Consider the following 25,854-nt stretch of genomic DNA (forward strand, 5'->3'; position numbering starts at 1 on the left):
AATGTTGTGAAGTTCCGCCCCGACGTCGTGAGGTTTACGGAAGTGGACGTTTTTATTCTTGTAAAAAGAAAAAGTCAAATTACTTCAGTAAAGCCAGCAGTTTCCTATGCAAATGATTAATGCATCTGTTCGAGTTCCTTTTCATATTCTACAAGGAGGAGGCGGATTACGATGTACGATAGAGAGGCGGCAGTGAGATATGCGAATATGTGGTGGGATAGTTATAACCCAGCTTATCCACAATTTGAAAATGATTGTACAAATTATATTTCACAATGTCTTCGCGCGGGTGGTGCGCCGATGTGGGGTTACCCGAATAGAGAAAAGGGTTGGTGGATCGGCGGGGGTACATGGAGTTTGAGTTGGTCAACATCTCATTCGCTTAGGTGGTATTTGGCAGGATCGACGAAAGGGATGACTGCTGTCCAAGTCCCGAGAGCTGACATGTTAGAAATAGGTGATGTCATCAGTTATGATTTTCAAAATGACGGTCGTTTTGATCATACAACGATTGTAACTGCGAAGGATGGATCAGTGCCACTTGTCAATGCACATACTTATAGTGCGCAACGACGCTTGTGGGATTATAAGGATTCATATGCAAGTACGCCTGATGCACGGTATATATTCTTTAAAATTAATGATTACTTCAAATAAAAAGAGTTCGTCTCTTAAGGTCATCATCAACTAGTGCAAAGTTGAGTGACCCACAGAACGAACTCCGTTTTAAATTAAATTACGCTTCATCACACCACAGAACAGCAATTGTGCCTTCACCAGCATGAACTGCAAGAACTGAACTAAGTTCACCAATTTCAACTTCCAAATCGGGGACTTGCTGGATCATTAAGCCTTTTAGTTTTTCGGCTTGTTCAAGCACGTTTCCTTGCATTAAATAGACTTTTTTTAGGCCACTTTTATGGGCTTCAATGACTTTATCTACTAAATATTGTAATGCTCTTTTTTCGGAGCGTACTTTATCTATTGGTTCAAGTTTTCCTTCTTTAGAAATTTGGACAATTGGTTTTATTTTTAATAAGCTTCCCAGATAGTATTGCGCTCCGCTCATTCGTCCACCTTTATATAATTGTTCAAGTTGGCCCATTAAAATGTAGTTAGTCACTGTTCCAGCCATCTTATCAAGTGCTTCTTTTATTTCTGAAACTGTAGCTCCGTCGGCTTGCATTTCCATACCTTTATCAATTAAAGCCGTAGCACCGTATGAAAGGGATAGCGAATCAACGAAAGTGACAGGGAAATTTGCAAGTTCAGCGCCTCCAATGGACGAGTCTTGTGTTCCACTCATTTTCGTGGATAAATGTATCGCAATTGCTTCGTCATAGTTATTAGAGATTTCATTGTACTTATCGGCGAATAGTCCTGCTGAAGGTTGTGATGTCTTTGGGAATTCAACAGCATTCTTAATTTCTGAATACAATTGTTCAGACGTTAAATCGATACCGTCAGCATATTGCTTGTCTCCAAAGTGTATATTTAGAGGAACGGTATAAAAGTCTGGATGATCTAAAAGTCTTTGTGGGATATAGGCAGTGCTGTCTGAAATCCAAGCAATCGGTTTTTTAGTCAATTGAGAAATCATCCTTATTAGTTTATTTAGTTAATTAATATTATACCATGGAAAGTAATTGAGTGATAGATTTGCATTGAATTGCTAGTTAAATAGGTTCATTTTATGTAGGCATGTAATGAGAACTGAAAAAGATAATAGCGCAAATCAAATGTTTTTATTGTATAATGGACAAAGTATATAAAAAGGGGTCATTGTTTATGAATGAACAGTCTTTATCTGTAAGAAATGCAATTGTTAAACGTCGTTCTATAAAGAACTTTAATGGGCAACCGGTTGAAATGGAGAATATTGCTGAGATACTAGAGGACGCCACTTGGGCACCGAATCACGGCAATCGAAATCCTTGGCGATTCGTTGTTGCGGCTGAAAAAGGTTATACGGATTTTTTAAATGTTTTACGGGAATTTGGCGTTCCGAAGTGGAAAGACTTGTCGGAAGAGGACCTCGAGAAACAAATGAAGAAATTTGCTGGACCAAGTGCGGCCATCCTTGTTATAGTTCCTGAAGATGTACGTCAAAAAGAAAGACTTGAGGATTATGCTGCTGCAAGTATATTCATTCAGAATATGATGCTTCTCGCTTGGGATAAAGGTATTGGGACTTGTTGGAAAACACCTGGTTTTCTAGATAATCCAAAGTTTAGAGATGAACTAGGCGTCAAGCCGGGTGAGCGTATTATTAGTATGCTTCAGTTTGGCTATTTTGACGATATACCGAAAAGTCGTCCGAGAACACCACTTGATGAGATTGTTACTTATTATGGTCAAGAAATAGAAGAATCAGCAATGGAGTAATATAAAAGCCGAAATCCATAACTAGGATTTCGGCTTTTGTTTTATTTCTTTAGTTGTTCTTTGGAAAAGTTTGCGATCTCGTAATAATAATCACTAATAACTCGAAGTCCTTGGTCGAAATTTTCCAAGTGGAAATGTTCGTTAGGTGCATGGAAGTTTTCAGAATTCAGACCGAAACCCATTAAAACAACAGGTAATTCTAAAATTTCATCGAAAGCTGCAACGATAGGAATTGATCCACCCATACGCGTATAGGCTGTAGGGACGTTATACACTCTTTCGTAAGAACGACCGGCTGCTTGAATGGCTGGATGATCAAAAGGGGTGATGAATGGCTTCCCTTTGTCAAACTCTGTGATTGTTATCGTTACACCTGCAGGTTTGTGTTTCTCAATATGCGCTTTTAATTTCGTGACGATTTCTTCGGGGTCTTGGTCCGGGACGAGTCGGCATGTAATTTTAGCGCCAGCATCTGCAGGTAGAACAGTTTTAATGCCTTCGCCTGAAAAGCCGCCAAATATTCCGTTTAGCTCTAATGTCGGGCGGGTCCATACGCGTTCAAGATGCGTAAATCCTTTTTCACCGAACAGTTCTGTTACACCGACTTCATCTTTCAAATCATCTTCATTAAAGCCAAGTGCTACATAAGCTTTTTGTTCGTCGTCACTTAGTGGTCTAACATTGTCATAAAATCCGTCGATCGCTATCGTACCTTCTTTGTCTCGGAACGACGCCATCACTTCTACAAGTGCATGAAGTGGATTTTGAACACCGCCGCCGTATAGACCTGAGTGAAGGTCACCTTTAGGACCTTTCACGTCTATTTGAACGCCGCAAAGGCCACGAAGTCCATAACAAACAGCTGGTTGACCAGGTCCATACAACCCAGTATCGGATATAACGATGACATCGGCTGCTAACTTCTCTTTATTTTGCACGATATACTTTTCAAGATTTGGACTACCAACTTCTTCTTCGCCTTCAATTAAAAACTTAACGTTGACTGGTAGGGTACCTGATTGTTGCATTAACGCTTCAAAAGCTTTTATATGCATAAATACTTGTCCTTTATCATCACTTGCTCCGCGAGCGTATAGCTTGTTATTTCGTATTTCGGGTTCGAAAGGCGCACTATCCCAAAGCTCTAGCGGATCGACTGGTTGAACATCGTAATGTCCGTAGACAAGAATCGTAGGCTTACCTTCCGCATGTAACCAATCTCCGTAAACGACAGGGTGTCCGTCAGTTTCATCAATAGATAGATTTTCAAGACCGGCTTTTTTAAATGATGCCAGTAACCATTCAGCTGCTTGTTGCATGTTTTCTTTATGTTCTGATAGGGCACTAATGCTAGGGATGCGTAAAAATTCCTGCAGCTCTGCAAGGTGCGTATCTCGGTTATCAGTAAAGTATTGATTGAGTTTATCTAGATGTGTCAATTAAATTCCTCATTTCAATTTATTTCGTGTATAGAAATAGTATAACGAAGTTAACTAATCTAGGTCAATGATAGTGTAGACGGAAAGTATTCGTGATATGCTATAGAGAAGTTATTTGTTAAATCTATACATATTGTTAAGAACAACAATCCCAGGAGGAATGCTCGTTGTTTATCGCACTCGGTTTCTTTTTATTTATGTCGTTTTTCTTATCAGGTAGTGAGACAGCACTTACTGCTGTTAACAGGATGAAAATTCAGTTTCGGGCGGAACAAGGTGATTTGCAAGCTATAAAGTTACAAAAACTCATCTCAAAGCCTGATCGAATGATTACGGCAATATTGATTGGGAATAATATTGCAAATATAATGATGCCAACAATTGTTACGATGATTGGAATAGAAAGAGGATGGAAAGTCGGTATTGCTACCGGTATTTTAACTGTAGTTGTCATAGTATTCGGTGAAGTCTTGCCGAAAACGATTGCCGCTACGTTTGCTGATAAAGTTGCTTATTTCGTTGCGCCTGTCATTAATGTACTAGTAAAATTATTAACGCCTTTAACGGTACTACTTGGCTCTTTTACAAATGTTTTTATTCGCATAATATCAAAAGGTGCCGTAACCGAAGCTACGTTAACGAAAGATGATTTAAGGTCAATGGTTGATATTGCATCTTTTGAAGGAACCTTTAAAGCGGATGAAACACTTCGACTTCGTGGCGTATTAGATTTCCCAGACAAAGACGTATCGGATGTAATGGAGACGCATCGAACGGATATTATTGGGTTATCGGTAACATCAACATACGAAGAGGTACGGGACACAATTCTTCAGTACTTTTACACACGTTATCCTGTGTACGAAGAAAGTATCGATTCAGTCGTAGGTATTTTCTATTCTAAAATGCTAATCGAGTGGTCTATGGAACCTGAGAAGACACTTGGTGAATTAATAGACCGTGATTCGCTTTTTGTCGTTCAAACAGTGAGTGTTGAACGTGTGTTTAAGTTGATGCTTGCGCGCAAGAAGCATATGGCTATCGTACTTGATGAATATGGTGGCACGCTCGGTATTGTTACACAAGAAGATATTATTGAAGAAATGATTGGACAAGATATTGAAGATGAAACAGATATTGAAGATGAAGAACATATTTACGAGAAATCGAGCAATGTACTAACTTGTAATGGCCGGCTGGAAATTGTTGATGTGATGGAGATTCTAGGTATCGATTTACCGACAGACCATGAAACAATAGGTGGCTTTGTCCTGCAGCAACTTGGACATTTACCAGAGTTGGGGGAACGCTTTTCATTTGCAAATATACGCTTTGAAATTGAAGAAATGGAGCGTAACCGCATTGCTCGTATGACGATATCGGTTCAAAAAGATGTTCCGAATACGCCATAACCTTTAACTTCATTCAGTAACCTTACACATTTGTAAGGATACTGAAAGAGAATACGATAGTTGAAAACGTCTTTTTTGCTGATAATATGATTAACAGTAAAAAGACGGAGGCGCAAAAAGATGGAAACTAATCTTGATGAACTTTATGAAGAGTATGGTCGTTATATCTATCATTTATGTTTAAAATTGACACGTAATAAAGAAGAAGCAGAAGATGTTATGCAAGATGTTTGGGTTAAAGTGGTTCGCTATAGTGATAAATTGGACGGCGTGGATCATGTTAAAGGATGGTTGACAACAATCTGTATGAATACTTTTCGTGATCGATATAGGAAAACGACGAGACGAAGCGAGTATGTAATGAACCAGCCGGCAACGTTAGATGTACCCATTTTAGATTTGGTTGCAAGTGATACGTTAACGCCTGGTGAACTTGTTGAACAAAATGATCTTCAAGCGCTTGTGCGAGAAAAAGTGGGCAGTCTTGATTATATTTATAGAAAAACGATTGAATATTTCTATGTATATCAATATTCGCTTGTTGAGATTTCCGAAGTGATGAAAGTTTCTATTGGGACGGTTAAATCCAGATTATTCCGAGCTAGAAAATGTTTGAAAGAATTGATGATTGAGGATCATTCAGTTCGTGAATACGTCACTGCATAAAAAACACAGCCAATTATAGGCTGTGTTTTTGTTTGCAAACCTTTAACTAAGGGAATCCTAAAAATGAGGTTTTTTAAAGGAAACGGAGCTGATAGAATGAAGATTAAAAGAAAAGGTAAAAATCGTAAGAAGACTAAGTGGATTGTAATCGGAAGTTTCATATTACTATATATTAGCGTTATTTTATGGCATACATATAAGCCGCTGCCAAAGGGCGTAGCTTATGAAGGTAAGTTACATAAAACGGATGACGTAAAATTGTTTACGGATTTAACATACGTAATAAATAAGGATAGCGACAAGATGCAGCATGATCTGGAAATATTTGATGAAGTGTATAAAATGATTGACGATGCGGAGAAGTTTATCGTGCTGGATTTTTTCCTGTTCGATGAATATAGCGACGAGGATATCGAGTTTCCTAAAATAGTCCAAACGATTACGGGTAAGCTTGTGAAGAAGAAAGAAGCCTATCCTGATATGCCGATAGTATTCATTACCGATCCTTTGAATGTAGGATACGGTTCATACGAATCTAAGTGGTTCAATCAGATGAAGGACGCGGGAGTAGAAGTCGTCTTTACAGATTTAGATTCACTACGCGATTCGACACCTATTTACTCTGGATTGTATCGAATGCTATTTAAGTGGGTGGATATTGAGAAGGAAGGATGGATTGACAACGCGATGGCCAGCAAGGCGCCGAAGATGACATTGGCTTCTTATATGACATTGCTTAATATTAAGGCGAATCATAGGAAAACAATTGTTACCGATAAGGAAGCTCTTGTCACTTCTAGTAATCCACATAATGCAAGTGGTTTTCACGGAAACGTGGCGTTAAAAGTAAAAGGCGGCGTGTTGAACGACATTTTAGAGGCTGAAGAAGCTGTCGTTAATTATACGAACGGCGGAACATTACCCCGCGTGGAAATAGAAGACTCGGATAACGGTGAATACGCAGTCCAATATTTAACGGAAATAAAGATTCTTGATGCAATGCTAGAAGATATTGCAAAGGCAAAGAAAGGAGATACAATTAAAATAGGAATGTTTTTTATTGCAAAAGCTGATCTTGTCCAAGCACTAACTGACGCTGCTAATCGTGGGGTTAAAGTTGATATGATATTGGATCCGAACGAGAACTCCTTTGGTAGTGAAAAATCAGGATTACCAAACCGGCCAGTTGCGCAAAAGATGGTAGAAGGCTCAAATGGAATGACTGATATTCGCTGGTATAATACGGTTGTTGGGCAATATCACACGAAGCTTATGATCATTCAGACAGCAGATGAAACATACATTACAAATGGTTCAGCCAATTTAACAGAGAGAACGCTTGATAATTATAATTTGGAAGCCAATTTACGTGTGATTGCTCCGAATGATAGTGAATTAGCACAAGAATTAGATGCTTATTTTAATAAACTATGGAAAAACGAAGATGCATTTTATACGTTAGATTTAGAAGAATTCCAGGATGAATTCACATTTTATCAAAGAGGACTTTACAGTTTACAGAAGTTGTTTAAGATAACAACTTATTGATGTATATAAGATATAAAAATAGAGTAGGCTGCCAGAAGTCGTGACAGCCTACTCATTATGAAAGTTCTTTAAGTTTTTGATTAAGTACGGAGAGTTGTTCTTCCATTGTAGCGAGACGAATTTCAGCTTTTTTTACATAACTATCATTGCCTGTAGATTCAAGTTTTTCGATATCACCTTGTAAATTTATATAGTCCATTTTTATTTCAGTAATTTCATATTCTAATTGTTTTTTATTCAACATAAAAACCCCAGTCTTTACACCTACTATACCATGTCTGAAGTTTTTTTACCTGTTTCTCCAAGGCTTGTACGCTTTGGGTATTCAATAAAATAAAGGATTGCTTCACATATAGCATCTTTACCATTACCTAAATTGAGAGAAACTTGCCGAGCGATTGCTTTTTTTCGGCGTGATTCATGTAATAAGGGTTCCATAATCGCGTTTAATAATTCCGATTGCTTAACTTTTCTCCCGGCTCCTAAATGGATAAACCCATGTTTTTCTCTTGGGAAAGAGAGAGATAATTCAAATTCATTTTGTGCTAGTATAACCCCGGGAATTCCCATATATGCAATTTCATAAGGCGTATAGCCGGATGAGCAAAGAACGATATCTGCCGTAGAGAGAACTTCTTCTGTAGCATAAGGTTGCTCCTTGATGAAGGTGTTTCTTCTGCCAAGTGCCATCATACGTAGTTCACTCACATCATGTGAATACTTATCGCCGATTAGTACTGTTACTTTTAGTGGGATTTGAAGTTGCATCATATGCCGAAGTGCACGGTAAGATAGGTTTCCTGTATCTTCATCGCCGAATGTAATAACTAAATGCGGAATTGGACGCGTTGGTTTTTTCCTTAGTCCAATATGTTTTAGTGGAACTACTTTTTCATCTACTATAAAACCAGTCGTGCCAAGTACATAGTGATTTAGAGGTTTTTCACTTGATTCGGGACAAAGTGTTTGGAATACAAGGTCCACAAGTTTACCGCCCTCACCGAAATCGTCAAAATGAATAACTGACGGTACGATTTCTTTGATTTCCGATATTTCATCTTGAGAGGTAGAGCCGCTATCACGCAGTAATAAATCTGGTTTAATTTCGTTTAAAGCCTTTAAAAACGAAGAATGGTTCGTAATAAATACAGTTTTAAAGTCGTTAGATTCAACTGTTGTCCCTTTGTCATAAATGAAAGTAGTCTCGATATCTGTTGGTAGTGAGCGAGCGATTATTTGAGCTCTTCTGAATGGGTATGTTCCTTTACCATCAGCACGAGAAACATAGACCGCTAAACTCTTTTTAAGTTGTCCGTCTATTGGAATCATCCTTCCTATCCAATCGATTTTTACATCTCTCTATCGTATGGTTAAGAGAAAGAATTTATGTGTTTTTCTGAACTAAGAGTTTATCATTACGTTAAGATCATTTTACTTATTTATAAGGGTAAAGGAGGAATGTCTGTTGTTTGATTCATTATTATTTGATTTAATGCTTGTGATTTTAATTGGAATTTTATCGCAATGGTTGGCCTGGCGCTTTAGAATGCCGGCAATCGTTGTCATGTCCGTTGCGGGTTTATTAATAGGACCTGTTTTAGGATTGATAAACCCTCAAGAGAGTATGGGGGAAATATTTGGGCCAATTATTACATTTGCGGTCGCAATCATTTTATTTGAAGGAAGTTTAAATTTAGATTTTAAAGAAATAAGAGGATTTAATAAACCCTTATTCCGAATTGTCACGATAGGGGCATTTATAGCTTGGATTGGAGGATCGTTGGCTGCACACTATTTAGCAGGATTATCGCTAGCAGTCTCATTTATAATTGGCGGTCTTTTTATCGTTACTGGACCAACTGTTATATTACCTCTTTTAAGACAGGCGAAACTGAAGCCGCGGACAGCTGCAATTTTAAAGTGGGAAGGGATTGTTGTTGATCCGGTTGGTGCACTTCTAGCAGTCTTGGCTTTTGAGTTTATTCGATTTCTAAATAATGATTTAACACTAAGTTCTTTATTGCTATTTTTTGCTGCATCTGTATTCTCTGTTTTATTAGGTTGGGGAGTAGGGCGAGTACTCGGTGTTTCATTTGAACGAGGGCGTGTACCAGAGTTTTTAAAATCGCCAGTGTTATTTGCTGTAGTCGTTTTCACTTTCGTGTTTGCAGATGAAATTATGGAGCATACTGGGCTTTTGGCAGTTACTGCAATGGGGATGACGATGGCGAATATGCATTTAACTTCAATTCATGATATTCGACACTTTAAAGAGAATGTATCTGTACTCTTAATTTCTGGTGTTTTCGTAATGTTGACGGCCTCTTTAAATCCCCACATCTTAATAGAAATTTTTAATTGGAAAATCATATTATTTGTTTCAGCAATGTTATTTATTGTTCGACCATTATCGATTGGGCTTTCAACGATTGGAACGGATTTAACTGCTAAAGAAAGAATCCTAATTGGTTGGATTGCACCGCGTGGAATTGTTGCATTAACTGTATCGGGTTATTTTTCAACAATTTTACAAGAGCATGGGTATCCAGATGCTGAGCTACTGACGGCTCTAACATTTGCGCTTGTCCTTGCGACAGTTGTTGTCCATGGGTTCTCAATCGGTCCACTAGCAAAGAAATTGAATTTAACGACTGCAGACGAATCTGGTGTACTAATTGTGGGTGGAAACCGATTTGCAGCAGAACTCGCAAATTCATTGAAGGAAACCGGGAACGAAGTGCTTATTATAGACCAAACGTGGAATGGGTTATTTCATGCTAGGAAACTAGGTCTTAGTAGTTATATGGGAGATATACTAACCGAGCAATTGGATTATCATATCGATTTAAGTCCATACCGTTTCATCTTAGCGATTTCAAAGCAAGATCTATACAATACACATATTTGTGAGGATTTTGCTCCGGATTTAGGGCAAGACCATTTGTATCAAACAGCAAATCATAGAGGGATAGAGCGAGAATTAAGTTCTGCTCATGGTGGCCAGCCTTTGTTTACGCCGGCAGTCACGATAACGGACTTGGAAGAACGTTTAAATGCAGGTCATATTATTAGGAAAACAGAAATTACAAATCATTATACGTATACAAAGTATTTAATGGAACGTGATGATAATTCGATATTACTTTATATTTTACGAGCAGATAATTCAATCGAATTCTATAATCCGAATATTGAACTGCAAGCGAAAGCAGAAGATACAGTTGTAGCGCTTGCTTTCCCTGCAAAAAAGGTGGAACGTGTTAAAGAAAGACTGGACGAAAATATGGATATAGAAATACCTATTGAAAAGATAGAAGAATTATTTGTTAATGAATCAAAACTTTAAATTGGTAAACTAATCGTTTTATCAGGCTTGTCTTCGGTTTTTTTGCTACTATAAGGGAAGTAGATATTGTAGATAGGGTGATTTGAGTTGAAAATATTATTTGTTGACGGAACAATCATTGGAAGAAAAACGGGGATTGTTCTGAAGTCTGTTAAGCAATATATAGAGCAGACAGGATGTGGATTTGATTTAGAATTAATTAGTCTGGCAGATTATAATCATCAATTCGTCGATGGGCGTCCAGCGAGCGATTATAATCAAGATATGCAAGATCTCGTGAAAAAGTTTGAAGAAGCGGATGGCTATATTTTAGCAACACCTATTTTTCAAGGATCAATTCCTGGCGTGTTAAAAAATACTTTTGATATGCTACACCCGCACACAATGCGCTATAAACCGGTGTCAATTGTTGCGAATGGTGGCACATATCAACACCATCTTGTGATTGAAAATCAGTTGAAGCCTATACTGAATTATTTTCGCTGCCTTGTAACTCCGAATTATGTATACACACACACTAATCACTTTGACACGAATAACACAATTATTAACGAAGATGTGCATAATCGATTACGTGAGTTGGCGAGAGTTTTTGTCAAGTATGCTGAAATGGGTTCGGATTTATCAAAGGATGCATTAGATCAAGATTGAGTAATGCAGAATTATGCTCGTACACCAAACTATATTTATGGTGTATGGGCTCTTTTTATTCACACGACAAGCAAGGAATCACATTGTACCGTATAATCTAAGTATAAAGAAAGGGGATTTATAAATGTCTAAATCACTTGTATTAGCCGAAAAACCTTCTGTAGCGCGTGATATTGCGCAGGTATTAGGTTGTAATAAAAAAGGAAATGGTTTTCTAGAAGGTACAAATTATATTGTGACTTGGGCACTAGGCCATCTTGTTACGCATGCAGATCCTGAAGGTTATGGCAATGAATTTAAAGAGTGGAAACTTGAGCACCTTCCAATTATTCCGAACCCTTTTAAACTTGTACCAATTAAACAAACGATGAAACAATTTAATGCGGTTAAAGCGCAGTTGAAACGTAATGATGTAACTGAGGTTATTATCGCAACGGATGCGGGTCGTGAAGGAGAGCTCGTTGCAAGATGGATCTTGGAACAGTCAAAATGCCAGAAACCTGTGAAAAGACTTTGGATTTCATCGGTTACAAATAAAGCGATTAAAGACGGTTTTGACAACTTAAAACCAGGTAGCGCATATGAAAACCTCTATGAAGCCGCAGTTGCACGCGCAGAAGCAGATTGGGTCGTGGGTATTAATGCGACACGTGCGCTAACTGTAAAATACAATGCACAACTTTCAACGGGTCGTGTTCAAACACCTACATTGGCTATGATTGCAGAGCGTGAAAAAGAAATTACTGGATTTAAACCTAAATCCTACTATGGCATGCAAGCATTATCAGAAACGACTCGTTTTACATGGAATGACGCAGCTGGACAGGCGCGCTCATTTGATAAATCGACAATCGAAGAGAAATTAAAACAACTTGATAGTATTCATATCGGTAAGATTAAAGATGTAACAACAACTGCTAAAGCGCAGCCGGCTCCACATCTATTTGATTTAACGGAGCTCCAAAAAGAAGCGCATCGACGTTGGTCTTGGTCAGCAAAAGAAACGTTGAATACACTGCAAAGTTTATATGAGCGCCATAAAGCAGTGACGTATCCTCGTACAGATTCAAAACATTTAACATCGGATATGGAGAGTACTTTAGTTGACCGCGTAAAAGCTGTTGATCATGGTCCATTTCGTAAAACGGTAAATTCGTTACTTCGCGCTGGAAAAATTCAAGGACAAAAAGGCGTTATTGATGATAAAAAAGTAACAGATCATCATGCCATTATACCAACTGAAGAAACACCGATTTTACAAGACTTAACAGATAAAGAAAAGAGACTATACGAATTAATCGTTAACAGATTCCTTGCAGTTTTCTTTGGCCCGTATCGTTATGACCAAGTAACGGCTGAACTTATAATTGGTGATGAATCTTTTAAAACTAGAGGCCGCGCAATTACGGATGAAGGTTGGAAAAAAGTCTATGGTATCGATGATGAAGAAGTAGAAACTGTTCCGACTTTTAAAAAGGGAGAAGAAGTGGTAATTCGTGCCGTTACAATGACGGAAGGTGAAACGAAGCCACCTGCACGATTCAATGAGGGAACACTTCTTGCGGCAATGGAAAATCCGTCGCAATTTATGCAGGGGGAATCAAAAGACTTAATCAAAACGATTGGTGAGTCTGGTGGACTTGGAACCGTTGCGACACGTGCAGATGTCATTGAAAGATTGTTCAAGTCATTTGTTCTTGAGAAAAAGGGCAATGATATTTACACGACGTCAAAAGGTCGTCAGCTTCTAGAACTTGTTCCAGAAGATTTGAAGTCACCTGCATTAACAGCGGAATGGGAGCAAGGACTTTCAAAAATTGCAAATGGTCAAATGAAAAAAGCAGAATTCATGAAAGATATGATTGCTTTTTCTAAGCAAGCAGTCTCTGAAATAAAAAACGATGATAAAAAGTTTAAACATGATAACGTTACGGGGAAAACATGCCCAGATTGTGGTAAGCATCTTCTTGAAGTAAATGGAAAAAGAGGGAAGATGAACGTCTGTCAAGATCGTGAATGCGGATACCGCAAACGAATTTCTCAACAAACAAATGCAAGATGCCCGGTTTGTCACAAACGTCTTGAATTACGCGGAGAAGGCGATGGTCAAATATTTGTATGTCTTTGTGGACATCGTGAGAAACTGTCAGTGTTCCAAAAAAGACGTGCTTCATCTGGTGGTAAAAAAGCTGATAAAAAAGATGTTCAAAAATATATGAAAAAACAAGAAGAGCCTGAAAATAATGCAATGGCAGAAGCACTGAAAAAGTTGTTCGACAAGTAAATAGCGATTGAATAATATGGACCTAAATAAGTCAATTTCATAATGACTACTTTCAATGAAATATCCGAACAGTTTTGAAGAAATATGTTTAAATGTTCACTAATTTTAATGGAGGCTCTATTGATTGGAGCAGAAGGCGGCGACTCCAACGGGAATTAGCGTGACAGGTGAGACCCTGGACAGAGCGAAGCGAAGGAAGCGGCTCACCGCACGCCCCGTGGAAAGCGTCCGCCAAAGCGGGACTTCGAAAGTACCGAAGCCCTATTTGGAGCGGAAATCAATATATCTCGTGTATTAAAGTAGATTGTGCCATTATGAAATCGATTCAAATAAAGGATATTTATTAGCAAAGTCGAATTAACTGATTAAAGAAGCTTTAGTAGGGTTTCAAGTGCGTTTTAAAGTGGTATAATCAATTAACTGCACTATTGGAAAAGTATATCTGTTGGGAGGTTAAGTGACATGAATGCTGTTATGACACAAGTAACGAGCCAGGATTATTTGATTCGAAGTGAAATGATCAAGCGTAGAAATGCTAAGGAAGCTTATGGCAGAACTGTAAAGTATAATGACGCTAATCAAAAGATACTTAGTAAGCTGGAGCAATTGACTAGTGGCAAAAGTGAAACGATATCAAGTCAAAAAAATTTTAAAAAACTAGATGGTGGTCTAGTGAAACAAGTGGCATTACCAATCGGAAAAACGCTTGAAGAATCAATTGATTTATGGCGTGGTGTTCGAAGTGAAGCCATATCAGTTCCGAAGCCAACAACGAATGATCACCAGTTAGCTGCAATAGCATCTTCAAAGATTAGAGGAGCCGAAGCACAAATTGGTTTGAATAAGCTGGCAGTCAAAGCGGCATCCATGGAACTTCCTTTGGTAACGGACAGCAAAGCACATGACTTACAGAAAAGATATGAAAGGGCAATTACTTCTTATTCTTTCCAACTTCAAGCTAGGGAGAATGGATTTAAATATAATTGGCCTAGTTTCTTTAGAGTTGCATAATTATTAGATTAGGCCGCCGTATAGAGGCGGTCTTTTCATTTGTTAAGGGGAGAAAGCAATGGCAAAGTCGAATGGGATAATTAAAACGAATGCAATCCGTATTCTTGAAAATGAAAAAATTCCATATGAACTATTTGAGTACGATGTAAGTGATGGGCATGTGGATGGTGTATCTGTCGCTCAAAAAACGAACCATGCAGCTGATGTCGTTTTTAAAACACTCGTTACAACATCTGGACCAAGGGCATTGTATGTTTTTATTGTGCCAGTAGCATTAGAACTAGATTTAAAGAAAGCTGCAAAGGCGGCAGGTGTCAAAAAGCTTGAGATGCTACCTTTGAAAGATTTAACGAAAGAGACGGGATATGTTCGAGGCGGCTGCTCAGCAATAGGAATGAAACGCAAATATCCCACGTTTATAGATGCTTCCGCTGAAATGCTAGAATATATGGTTGTTAGCGCAGGTAAACCAGGGGTGCAGATGAAATTAACACCAAAATCCTTATCAAGCGCCGCTGAATCAAGTTACCGAGACATTGTAAAATAATATTTTTCCTATTCGCGCAATTAAACGTGGTATCATTAGATGAAACGAAACGATAGTCTTACAAAGTAAAGGCGTAGTATTGAATTTTGGGATTGAAAGAAAGAAGGATTTATATGAAAAAAATAAATCTTTGGAGATGGACTTTTTACCTTGCGGGCATGCTAATTACTTCGCTTGGAATTACAATGACGATAAAGGGTCAAAGTCTAGGCATATCTCCTTGGGATGTGCTCCACGTAGGGCTGTATCAAAACTTTGGCTTAACAATTGGGTCATGGGGAATAATTACAGGTTTTTTTATTGTCGTCACAACAGCAATCTTTTTAAGAACATGGCCTAAAATCGGAACTTGGATTAATATGGTTTCAATTGGTATGTTTATAGATATGTTTAATTGGATTATCCCTGAAATTCAAACATTTGGCGGGCAAATTACGATATTCATATTAGGAGTTTTTATTATAGGATACGGCGTTGGTATTGTCATATCGCCAAATATTGGCGCTGGTCCCCGTGATAGCCTAATGCTCGTTATTGTTGATAAATTCGGATTAAGCATTAAGAAAGCACGAACAATTATTGAGGTAATTGTTGCAATAATAGGCTGGATTCTCGGAGGGCCCATTGGTTTTGGGACTGTAATAATCGCCCTTCTTAGCGGCCAAATTATTCAGTTTACACTTCCGCAGGCTAGGGCATTATTACTGAAAGTTATTGGCGAAACAGATGAGAGTGTGCTTCTTTAATATGTTTACAAATCAAAAAGCAAATGCTGGAAATATAATCCTGTTGGATTTATATTCCTAAGCGTTGTGCTTTTTTTTGTTTTCTACGCATACGATGTTCTTATGAATAGAAAGGATGATCGACATGTATGGTACAGTCACAGAATACATGGGGACGGCCTATACGGGACGCGGTATTACCCATAAATATGATCAGCTTATAGCATCGGCATCAGAAACAGTTTTTATAAAATGTCCACCAACAACTGCCATTTCAAACTTATTAAATAAAACAGGTATGCATTATATTAAGCGTGGATTCGATATAGATAAGTTTATGAATCCGGTCCATTACGAAAAGACTGATGCGGTTTTCGTGAAAGGTCCTAATATACTTTTTCTTCAAGCTTCCCATCCTGTTGCGCTTGAACCAACAGATATAGGAGGTAAGCATAGGGTTGTTAGTTTTTACGATATGTACACTGAAGAAAAATTAAGGGATCAGAATAAACATATCGTAGGGAAATTCGCGGAAGCAGAAAAAACATTAGAGAAATCATTAAAAGCACTTTCAGAAGCTTTGGCTATTCATGACGATTGGGAAGTGGTGAATATTAGTAGGATGATGTGGACGTTACATGAAGAACTAATTGCTTCTTTAAAAGAGGAATTATTTGGATCAATTACTTTGAATAAGGAGTCATCTGTATCACATAGACTCATAGGTTCTTTAACTTCTGGCGGGGCGCGTGATTTCATACCTTCAATTACAAGGAATTTAGATCGCCGTATTCTTATAAAAGGACTTCCGGGTACTGGTAAGTCTACTTTGATGAAAGCACTTGGTGAAGAAGGAGAAAAAAGAGGTTTCGATGTACTTTACGGTTGGTGTGGGCTTGATCCGAATGGAGTAGACTTAGTATTGTTTCCGGAGCTCTCCATTTGTTTAATCGATGCGACGGCACCGCATGCTTATGACCCTGAAAAGCCAGGGGATGAGTTGCTCGACCTTGTTCATATGTGTGCAGAAGAGGAATCAGTAGAAGAAAAAATTGCTGCTTTCCAAACAGCATATCAGGAAAAAGTACTTGATGCAGTTGGCTATATGCAATCGTACTCACAGGCGGAGGACGAATTAAAAATAGCGATGGATTCAGCGATTAAAGAAGATGTTTTTGAACGGAAAGCTGAACAGTTGATAAAGACAGAGTGAATTAATAGAGGAAAACATGCCCCATCCCTTATAACGAAAGAGACCGTCCAATTTAATGGACGGTCTCTTCGACGTTATTAAAAAAACAAATGTGCGATACCTGCAATAATTGGTAAAGCGATTAATGTGCGTAATAGGAAAATGACAAGGAGGTCAAAAATGTTAATTGGAATTTTCGTTCCAAGTAAAAGTCCGCCGACTTCCGACATATAGATGAGTTGAACAACTGAAATTGCTGCGATGACGAACAAGGTTAGGTCAGATGTAATGACGCCGTCCGCTAAAATAACGGGCAAAAACATATCAGCAAATCCAACAACCATTGTCTGAGCTGCTTCTTGCGCTTCTGGAATCCCGAGCACAGTTAGTATAGGTTCAAAGGGTTTCCCTAAAATTTTAAATAGGGAAGTGTATTCCGCAAGTATGAGTGCGATTGTACCAAATCCCATAACGATAGGTGCGACACCTATCCACATATCGAGGACATTTTTCACTCCATCTTTAAGAACTTTGCCGAAAGAACGGCTTTTCTCCGCTTGATATAATGCATTTTCAAGACCGTGACTAATCACATTATATCCTTCAGGGACCTTCTCTTCTTCTCCGGTAGCCGGACTCCCATCAATGTATTCGTCCTTCTTTCTAGACAAAGGATAAATTCGTGGCATAATTAGTGCGAGTATAAATCCAGTTAATGTAACTGTTATATAAAATAAAGGAAAGTATACCGCTAAGTTAACGGTATCAAGTATAACTAAAGCAAATGTGATAGAAACGACTGAGAAAGTTGTTCCAATAATAGCGGCTTCCTTTTTAGTATAGTAGCCTTCTTCGTATTGTTTACTTGTAAGTAACACACCAATTGTGCCGTCGCCAATCCAAGAGGTTAGTGCATCGATTGAGGATCGACCCGGTAGCTTAAATAAAGGACGCATAATTTTTACCATCATTGTTCCGAAAAACTCAAGCAATCCGAAATTTAATAATAGCGGTAAAAATAGTCCTGCGAATAAAAAGACTGTGAATAGAAAAGAGACAAGTCCGTCTGGTGCCAGTAGAACGCCGCCTGTGCTATCACCCCAGACTGCTTCAGGGCCAATCTTAAACGTAACCATAACTGCAAATATTGCGCCTAAAACCCGCACAAATGTCCAAAAGATAGTTACTTTGAATAGGCTAAACGGAAATTGATATTTTGCGCTAACATTACGAATTGGTAAATATAAAAGTGAACCAAGTGCTGCAATAACAATTACTATCATAGCAGCCATAGGCATTACAGGCTCAATTATTGTAGAAAGCGTTTTTGCGAGTTTTGCAACTGGAACTTTCCATTCACCATCGAATTTAAGGGGAACCATAAATAGAAATACACCAATTATTGATGGAATTAGGAAGGTTAGCCAAGTGGTTAAATTAAATTTTTTCAAAGTAGTAAACTCCTTCGTTTCATGTCTCTTTATTGTATATTTATACACAATATACCGCTTTAGTCATTATGTAAATAGCATGGCGCACATTCCTAATTTTCAGTCACTTGTTAACAAAGTTTAGTATTAAATATGTTTAACTTTACTTAGATAATTATAAGAGAAAAATAATAAATAAAAGATGTAGCGTTATGAGTTATCGGTCATAGCGCTACATCTTTACTTAAAAATTATAAGAATACTAATTTGTTCAAAGCTGTATCGTCAGCGTCGCATTTTAAAATGATTCTTCGAAATCTTGATCCCACTTATACGAATAAAAACGTTCATAGCGCAACCATTTTTCTGCTTCGGGGTCTTTATTTTGAAGTCTCTCTTCCAAATCCTTCATCATTTGAAAGGTTTGAGATATATGAGATTTCAATGTAGCTATCTTTTGATTAATTGTATCTTGCACATCATGAATAATATCAGGTTCACCAAGTACCTCAACAGTGTTATTTGCAAACGCCACTGTGTAAAGTTTTGGACGATTTACTTCATTAATCCGTCTAACAGCACGAACAACTGCTCTCGCGGATGCGTCATGATCTGGGTGGACGGAAAATCCAGGATAAAAGGAAATAATGAGAGAGGGATTTGTTTCTTCAATTAAGTCTTCAACAAGTTTTACCATATCTTCGTCATCTTCAAATTCTATTGTTTTATCACGAAATCCCATCATGCGTAAATCATCTAACTTCATTGCTTTGCATGCATTTATAAGTTCATTCTTTCGAATTTGTGCTAACGTTTCTCTATTTGCAAAGGGTGGATTTCCTAGATTCCGACCCATTTCTCCGAGTGTTAGACATGCATAAGTTACAGGAATATCCATTTTACGATACGCGGATATTGAACCCGAAATCCCGAATGCTTCATCGTCAGGATGTGGAAGTATGATAAGTACATGGCGCTCTTTTTCAATCATAAATCATTTCCTCCTTAATAAGTAAACGGTGTTTCACTAATATGAAGTGCAACGGCTAGTTTTCCTTCAGGATCAAGCCCTGCCATAAGCAGTCTCCCAAATTCATCTACCTCGTAATGTGTAATTCCTTGTGCATAAATCCAACCATGCGGTAGTTTTAAACCGATTCTGTGAGGTGATTCACCGGCTACTTTTCCGAGCTCGAACTTAACAACTACGTTACGGATAAAAGCACCTGCATTAAAAAACTTGTCATTAAAATGTCCTGCATATGAACCGTTCGTCGTTTCAAGATGAATATATACATCTTTATTCGCGAAGGAAGAAATTAGCTCCTGTAATTGGTCTTGTTTTACGATTTCCATAAGAAATCCTCCTTAACAACAATTTCAATCTTTCTTAATTAGTATATAGCTAAATTATGTTGATTGCGACAGGTGTGCTTACAATGAAGGTGGAATTAAAAAGCCAAAACGATAATTAGTTTATTAATAAAATTTGAATAATTTTGTCTTTAAGTTATAATTTAACATTACGACATACATAAAGGAGAATGATTATGACGAGAGTAGCATACAACGCAAAAGGTGCAACGGTATCTGGGCCATATTCACATGCTGTAGATGCAGGAGAATTAGTATATTTCTCTGGACAAACAGCTATGAATTCCGTTACGGAAGAGGATTTAACTGGAAATATTGCTGGACAAACAAAGCAATGCTTCGTTAATCTATTTGACGTGTTAGAGGCAACTAACTTAACGGCAGATGATGTTGTGAAAGTAAATGTGTACCTAACAGATATGAATGATTTTAATGAAATGAATGCAGTTTATGAAACACAGTTTTCTAAGCCTTTTCCAGCTAGAACATGCGTAGCTGTCCTAGCATTACCACTTGGTGCTGATGTAGAAATTGAAATGATTGCCAAAAAAACATCGTAATAGATAGAAAAGAAGCCAATTCGTTCGATTTTGAACGAATTGGCTTCTTTTTTTAACCATTCGTTATTTTAAATGGCTTTTAGATTGGAGTGAAAGACGGCGACTTCGGAGGCTCACCGCCCGCCTGGAACGAAAATCGACTCTATGTGAAAGCAGAAACCCGGATTTGATTATGGATTTTTTCAATGGCCACAAATTAAGTACACTCTTATTCTAATCTATCTTTAGTTAATCAAACAAACATACCACGCATTAATAAGGCCATGCGCAAATGAAGAGACTTTTGTGGGTCGTGTATGGAATGGCCCAATATTTCTTCACATTTGGAAATTCTGTATTTCACAGTATTGCGATGAACATACAACTTTCTCGATGTTACCGCGATATGACAACTGTTATCTAAATAAACAATGAGCGTATTTACTAAATCCTCCTCCTCGCCGTTTTTCGGATAGGAAAGCGTAAGTAAAGTATTTTCATAAAACTTCAGTAAGTTTTCTTCAGGAATTAAACGAATAAGTTCCTCTAATTGTTTAGGGACGTAGAAATTAATAAATCTGTATTTAAATAATTCTGCTCCTTGTTTAAAAGCATCGACGGCTTCTGTATATGTGATTGGAATGGAAGTAACATCGTTAAACAGATTACCGCCACCAAATGAAATTGAGATGTTTAAATTTCTATAAACCTTATCTTGGAAAATCTCTAATTTTTCTTCCAATAATGATTTAATTGGATCACTCGTACTTTTGGGGAACTGCATTAAAATAACCAAATAATCATCTTTCATAAAAATGATATTCTCAGTATCAGTGTTAAGAACTGACTTTCCGAGATACTTGGATAAATAGTCGTACAGTAATTCCAAAATATCTGTACTTTGGTTATCGCCATCGATTTTACAGACGATACAAATGTATTTTAGATTATTAATTAAGCCGTGCTGTTCTCCTCTATGAATAATCTCCTGCTGCGTACTAATATTTCCGTCAACTAGGGAAGTGAAAAAGTTGTTTTCCAACATCCGGGTGTTTTCTTTAATAGCCTCATTTTTAAGAAGGGTGAATGAAATTACTGTCGAAGCTTGTTCAATAGCTAACTGGCTAGAGGGATATGGCAATTCACTAGGATTAAAAATAATTAGTAAATAGGGATAAGGGTGCATTGTCTTCATATGAAATACTTTTATTGTGACCTCTGCATTAATTGCGTTTGAAATGTCAATTGAAAGATTATTTGTTTTGCGATACATCTCAATATTACTTTGAATAAGGTTCTCAACGTCATTCAATACTACTTTCATATCATCATCATGGAATTGTGACGTATAAGAAATAGCTTCTCCCATGGGGTCTAGTAGAAGGACTGGGCTTTTGAGTAAGGTACCTAGATTTTCAATTAAGGCTTGAGGTTGATAACCTTTAATCATCATATTGGTAAACTTTTTATGTACATGGATTGCATAAAATAACTCTTGAATTTGGTTATCCCAAAGAAAGCTTAACAGTTGATGTGCGACGGTTCCTAAAGTCAGTGATTCAGGAATTTGGATAATTGGGAAGTCTAAAGAATCGGCTAAATCGATTACTTCTTGTGGGATTTCATCTATAAATCTTTTAAGTTTGATTGCAATTCCAGCGCATGGGTGTTCATTGATTTGTTTTATTAAGTTTCCCAGTGCAGCAGGGTTATCCTTAAAAGCATATCCAGTTGTCACGAGTAAGGCGTTTTTAGCTAAAAACTGCAAAACATCTGGTGTTTCTGTAATTTCTATTAAATCGACGTCTCTTTTAAGTCCACCGTGACCTGCAAGTACTTTGGCTTCTTGAAATACTTCTAAGTAAAATAAGTCTTCTACTCTTTTCATCATTACACCTCTATTATTTAGTCACGATCAATAATTCTTAACTGTATCATTTAACCAATATTACTAATCATAATTGTTTACTATCGATAATGACATATATAATTTATTGACTTACAATTAACTTTACATAGAATATTCTTTAAAATCAATCGTTATTAGATATGATTTTAATGTGAGAAAAGTTGTGCGCTCTATATTATAGTCAAGGAAAGGGAGTATTGATATGTTGAAAGAATTAAATCCTTCTTTACGTACGTTAATGACACCAGGCCCAGTAGAGGCTGAACCACGTGTGCTTCGTGCAATGACGATACCGATTATAGGACAATTTGATCCGGAGTTTTTAGAGATAATGGATGAAACAATGGAATTGATCAGAAAAACATTTCAAACGAAAAATCATTGGGCTTATCCAATTGACGGCACATCGCGTTCAGGACTAGAGGCTGTACTTACTTCTATAATTGAGCCGGGTGATAAAGTATTGGTGCCGATGTACGGCAGATTTGGACATCTATTAGCAGAAATTGTTTACCGCTCAGGTGCAGATTATACAACAATGGAATGTGAGTGGGGCAAAGCTTTTGACCAAGATGAGATTATTGCTGAGATAAAAAAAGTGAAACCTAAAGTAGTTGCGCTTGTACATGGTGAAACTTCAACCGGAATTATGCAACCGCTTGATAAAATCGGTAAATTCTGTCGTGAAAACGATGTCTTATTCGTTGTTGATGCCGTCGCTACATTGGCAGGTACAGATTTTAAAACAGATGAGTGGTACGTTGATGCTGCTATCACAGGTACACAAAAGTGCTTAGGAGTGCCAACAGGTATGGCACCAATTACTTATAATGATCGGATTGAAAAAGTTATTTTGGAACGTAGAAAAATAGAACAAGGTTTAGATGCTACTTCAAAAAATCCTAGAAGAATTCAAAGTAACTATTTTGATTTAAGTCAACTTCAAGAATACTGGAGTCCGACACGTCTTAATCATCATACTGAAGCGACTTCAATGCTATATGCACTTCGTGAAGGCTTGAGAATTATTCAGGAAGAAGGATTAGTAGCGCGTTTTGAAAGACATAAAATGCATGAAAAAGCGCTTTTAGCTGGTCTGGAAGCAATGGGGCTTACTTTGTTTGGCGATGCGAATCACAAAATTCCGATGGTAACTTGCATCAACATTCCTGAAGGTGTTAACGGTGATGCTGTTCGTGCAACGATGGCGAATGATTTCGGCGTTGAGATTGCTAGCTCATTTGGATCGCTTGCAGGTAAGATATGGCGTATCGGATCAATGGGATTCAGTTGTCGTAAGCAAAACATCTTGAAGGTTCTTGCTGCTCTTGAAGCATCTGTTTGCTACCACGGTGGAAAAGTGAATGCAGGTAAAGCACTTCAGGCAGCACTCGCTGAATATGAAGGAAGCGACCATTCAAAATAAATTAGGTTATCGATAAATGCCCTTGAAAGTTCATTTATTAATGAACTTTCAAGGGCTTACTTATTTATAATCATTAGCCAAGAACTGACGGTTAATTGTTAATAATTAGAAATTCCGCGCCATTAACACTTTTATTTAGTTAATTTTAATGTGTAATTATAATATATTGTTACATGAAAGCTGTTGTATAAGACAACGCCAAGGTGTTGTTCATTATTAACAAAAATGAACTCCGTATATTGTTCATAATGTATAGTGACAACTGCATTGGCAACGCTTACAATCAGAGTATTAATTAGATTCAGATATATCGAGATTGCAAGGGCGGATGGGAAATCTTTCATTTGTTTTGGAGTTTACGATATTGGAACGGAGTGAAGTCAGTAATGACTTTTATGAGTAACTGAGCAGTCGAAGGATGATAAGGGGAGTGGAAGTTAATTGACGATGCCGAAAAATGAAGAAGAGTCGAAGAAAAAGAAAAAGGGTTTCCAGCTACCACATATTTACGTAATTTTATTTGTATTAAGTGCACTTGCTGCATTAGCAAGTTACATTATTCCAGCTGGAACGTTCGACAGAATACCAGGACCAAATGGTCGAGAAACAATTGATGAAACATCTTTTAGAATTATCGAATCAACACCAGTTAGTTTCCAAGATTTTATGTTCTCATTTCCAAAAGGCCTTATGTCTGCCGGAGAAATTGTTTTCTTTACATTTATAATCGGTGGAATGTTCATGGTGTTACGTAAAACAGGCATTATTGAAATTAGTGTTGATAAATTAGCGAGAAGGTTTACTAAACAAAGTATCCTATTAATTCCGATTTTAATGACGGTTTTTGCAGTCATATCTACGATCATCGGTGTACCGGAATTAAGTCTTGTTTACATACCTGTTATCTTACCTTTAATGATTATGCTAGGTTATGACTCCATAGTGGCAGCAGCCATTGCGTTAGTTGGAACCGGGGTAGGATATACAGCAGGCGTTTTAACTCCAGCAAACACAGGAATTGGACAACAAGTATCAGATGTTGAACTATTCTCTGGATCTGGATATAGAATAATTATTTTAATTATTTCAATTATCGTAGGATTTATATACACAATGCGCTATGCGAATAAAATTAAGAAAAATGCAATGTTAAGTTATGTGTACGACGATGATACAGAAAAAAGAGGTTTATACTTAGATTCAGGCGTTGTTCAGGAACAGAAGCATATGAATGGAAGACAAAAAGTTGCAGCTGTTGTGATTCTCGGATTCTTTGGCGTGCTAGTTTACGGAATACTAGAATTAAAATGGTTTATGATGGAAATGTCTGGATTGTTCATCATTATGGGTGTAGTTGTTGGACTCATTGCTGGACTTTCAACTTTAGAAATTAGTGAAGGATTTAACGAAGGTTTCCGCGATGTATTAGTCGGTGCGATGATCGTCGGAGTAGCGAGAACGATTTCCGTTGTTATGGAAAGCGGTAATATTATGGATACAATCGTTTACACACTTGGAAACTTAGTAGGCGACTTCCCACCAGCCTTAGCTGCTGTAGGAATGTATATTATTCAGTTGTTCTTAAACTTTATTATTCCATCTGGTAGTGGTCAAGCACTTGTAACAATGCCTATCATGGCACCTTTAGCAGATGTAATCGGTGTTACAAGACAAACAGCAGTACTTGCTTTCCAATTAGGTGACGGATTCTCACATATTCTTTATCCAACATCTGGGTACTTTATGGCAGCACTTGCTTTAGCGGGTGTTTCTTGGCAGAAATGGATTCGTTTCTTCTTACCATTATTCATAATCTTCTCTTGTCTGTCAGTTGTATACCTTCTGGTTGCACAGTTCATTCAATGGACTGGTTGATAAGATACTAAATGTTATAAAAAACTAAAATGATTGTTAGTAATTGCTCTATGTAATAAAGCCCGCTTTTATGACAGGTTTAGGTTGCAAAAGCG

At 37.5% G+C, this 25,854-nt stretch carries 23 protein-coding genes; 15 read left to right on the plus strand and 8 right to left on the minus strand.

Annotated features, from left to right (window positions below):
- The first annotated feature begins 171 nt into the window (after positions 1-171).
- A complete protein-coding gene (locus AC3RV6_RS01655; RefSeq protein WP_489747743.1) occupies positions 172-657 on the plus strand; it encodes an amidase domain-containing protein in 486 nt (161 codons plus the stop codon).
- 79 nt (positions 658-736) lie between these two features.
- Here the strand turns inward: AC3RV6_RS01655 and AC3RV6_RS01660 are convergent, their stop codons facing one another.
- Entirely contained in the window at positions 737-1,588 is an 852-nt protein-coding gene (locus AC3RV6_RS01660) for a DegV family protein (protein WP_489747744.1), read from the minus strand.
- A 200-nt stretch (positions 1,589-1,788) separates the two neighbouring features.
- Between AC3RV6_RS01660 and AC3RV6_RS01665 the strand changes: the two genes are divergently transcribed.
- Positions 1,789-2,385 carry a nitroreductase family protein gene (locus AC3RV6_RS01665; protein WP_489747745.1) on the plus strand — a complete coding sequence of 199 codons (597 nt, stop codon included), beginning with the start codon at positions 1,789-1,791 and terminating at the stop codon, positions 2,383-2,385.
- A gap of 41 nt (positions 2,386-2,426) precedes the next feature.
- Here the strand turns inward: AC3RV6_RS01665 and AC3RV6_RS01670 are convergent, their stop codons facing one another.
- Entirely contained in the window at positions 2,427-3,824 is a 1,398-nt protein-coding gene (locus tag AC3RV6_RS01670; RefSeq protein ID WP_489747746.1) for a dipeptidase, read from the minus strand.
- Positions 3,825-3,991: 167 nt separating this feature from the next.
- Between AC3RV6_RS01670 and AC3RV6_RS01675 the strand changes: the two genes are divergently transcribed.
- The 3 genes from AC3RV6_RS01675 (at position 3,992) to AC3RV6_RS01685 (ending at position 7,450) form a co-directional block, all read left to right on the plus strand.
- Positions 3,992-5,236, plus strand: a complete 1,245-nt coding sequence (locus AC3RV6_RS01675) for a hemolysin family protein (RefSeq protein ID WP_489747747.1) — start codon at positions 3,992-3,994, stop codon at positions 5,234-5,236.
- 120 nt (positions 5,237-5,356) lie between these two features.
- A complete protein-coding gene (locus AC3RV6_RS01680) occupies positions 5,357-5,902 on the plus strand; it encodes an RNA polymerase sigma factor (RefSeq protein WP_489747748.1) in 546 nt (181 codons plus the stop codon).
- Between the two features lie 96 nt (positions 5,903-5,998).
- Positions 5,999-7,450: a phospholipase D-like domain-containing protein gene (locus tag AC3RV6_RS01685; RefSeq protein ID WP_489747749.1), complete on the plus strand. Its 1,452-nt coding sequence runs from the start codon at positions 5,999-6,001 to the stop codon at positions 7,448-7,450.
- A 55-nt stretch (positions 7,451-7,505) separates the two neighbouring features.
- Here AC3RV6_RS01685 and AC3RV6_RS01690 read toward each other — a convergent pair whose 3' ends face one another.
- A complete protein-coding gene (locus AC3RV6_RS01690) occupies positions 7,506-7,694 on the minus strand; it encodes an SE1832 family protein (RefSeq protein ID WP_489747750.1) in 189 nt (62 codons plus the stop codon).
- A 23-nt stretch (positions 7,695-7,717) separates the two neighbouring features.
- Entirely contained in the window at positions 7,718-8,779 is a 1,062-nt protein-coding gene (locus AC3RV6_RS01695) for a PseG/SpsG family protein (protein WP_489747751.1), read from the minus strand.
- Positions 8,780-8,915: 136 nt separating this feature from the next.
- Between AC3RV6_RS01695 and AC3RV6_RS01700 the strand changes: the two genes are divergently transcribed.
- From AC3RV6_RS01700 to AC3RV6_RS01730, 7 genes are all read left to right on the plus strand, one after another.
- Positions 8,916-10,796: a cation:proton antiporter gene (locus tag AC3RV6_RS01700; RefSeq protein WP_489747752.1), complete on the plus strand. Its 1,881-nt coding sequence runs from the start codon at positions 8,916-8,918 to the stop codon at positions 10,794-10,796.
- Between the two features lie 87 nt (positions 10,797-10,883).
- Complete coding sequence (locus tag AC3RV6_RS01705; RefSeq protein WP_489747753.1) at positions 10,884-11,447, plus strand: NADPH-dependent FMN reductase; 564 nt, start codon at positions 10,884-10,886, stop codon at positions 11,445-11,447.
- 124 nt (positions 11,448-11,571) lie between these two features.
- Positions 11,572-13,731 (plus strand): DNA topoisomerase III, encoded by a 2,160-nt coding sequence (locus AC3RV6_RS01710; protein WP_489747754.1) that lies wholly within the window; start codon positions 11,572-11,574, stop codon positions 13,729-13,731.
- A gap of 462 nt (positions 13,732-14,193) precedes the next feature.
- Positions 14,194-14,742 (plus strand): hypothetical protein, encoded by a 549-nt coding sequence (locus AC3RV6_RS01715; protein WP_489747755.1) that lies wholly within the window; start codon positions 14,194-14,196, stop codon positions 14,740-14,742.
- Between the two features lie 58 nt (positions 14,743-14,800).
- Positions 14,801-15,289, plus strand: a complete 489-nt coding sequence (gene ybaK, locus AC3RV6_RS01720) for a Cys-tRNA(Pro) deacylase (protein ID WP_489747756.1) — start codon at positions 14,801-14,803, stop codon at positions 15,287-15,289.
- Positions 15,290-15,402: 113 nt separating this feature from the next.
- A complete protein-coding gene (locus tag AC3RV6_RS01725; protein WP_489747757.1) occupies positions 15,403-16,035 on the plus strand; it encodes a YczE/YyaS/YitT family protein in 633 nt (210 codons plus the stop codon).
- Positions 16,036-16,159: 124 nt separating this feature from the next.
- Positions 16,160-17,227, plus strand: a complete 1,068-nt coding sequence (locus AC3RV6_RS01730; protein WP_489747758.1) for a hypothetical protein — start codon at positions 16,160-16,162, stop codon at positions 17,225-17,227.
- A 77-nt stretch (positions 17,228-17,304) separates the two neighbouring features.
- On the opposite strand, the gene AC3RV6_RS01735 is transcribed toward AC3RV6_RS01730, so the two are convergent.
- From AC3RV6_RS01735 to AC3RV6_RS01745, 3 genes are all read right to left on the minus strand, one after another.
- Entirely contained in the window at positions 17,305-18,657 is a 1,353-nt protein-coding gene (locus AC3RV6_RS01735) for a YjiH family protein (RefSeq protein WP_489747759.1), read from the minus strand.
- Between the two features lie 277 nt (positions 18,658-18,934).
- A complete protein-coding gene (gene bshB2 / locus AC3RV6_RS01740; protein WP_489747760.1) occupies positions 18,935-19,627 on the minus strand; it encodes a bacillithiol biosynthesis deacetylase BshB2 in 693 nt (230 codons plus the stop codon).
- A 14-nt stretch (positions 19,628-19,641) separates the two neighbouring features.
- Entirely contained in the window at positions 19,642-19,992 is a 351-nt protein-coding gene (locus tag AC3RV6_RS01745; protein ID WP_489747761.1) for a YojF family protein, read from the minus strand.
- A 194-nt stretch (positions 19,993-20,186) separates the two neighbouring features.
- Here AC3RV6_RS01745 and AC3RV6_RS01750 point away from each other — a divergent pair, with 194 nt between their 5' ends.
- On the plus strand, positions 20,187-20,570 hold the full coding sequence (locus tag AC3RV6_RS01750) for a RidA family protein (RefSeq protein WP_489747762.1): 384 nt from the start codon (positions 20,187-20,189) through the stop codon (positions 20,568-20,570).
- Between the two features lie 232 nt (positions 20,571-20,802).
- Here AC3RV6_RS01750 and AC3RV6_RS01755 read toward each other — a convergent pair whose 3' ends face one another.
- The gene (locus AC3RV6_RS01755; RefSeq protein ID WP_489747763.1) at positions 20,803-22,437 is read right to left on the minus strand and encodes a PucR family transcriptional regulator; all 1,635 of its coding nucleotides are present in this window, start codon (positions 22,435-22,437) and stop codon (positions 20,803-20,805) included.
- A 223-nt stretch (positions 22,438-22,660) separates the two neighbouring features.
- Between AC3RV6_RS01755 and AC3RV6_RS01760 the strand changes: the two genes are divergently transcribed.
- Together AC3RV6_RS01760 and AC3RV6_RS01765 are read left to right on the plus strand one after the other, a co-directional pair.
- On the plus strand, positions 22,661-23,884 hold the full coding sequence (locus AC3RV6_RS01760; protein WP_489747764.1) for a pyridoxal-phosphate-dependent aminotransferase family protein: 1,224 nt from the start codon (positions 22,661-22,663) through the stop codon (positions 23,882-23,884).
- 447 nt (positions 23,885-24,331) lie between these two features.
- Positions 24,332-25,759: a YfcC family protein gene (locus AC3RV6_RS01765; RefSeq protein WP_489749159.1), complete on the plus strand. Its 1,428-nt coding sequence runs from the start codon at positions 24,332-24,334 to the stop codon at positions 25,757-25,759.
- The last annotated feature ends 95 nt before the right edge of the window (positions 25,760-25,854 follow it).

Source organism: Sporosarcina sp. So3-204 (assembly GCF_058068165.1).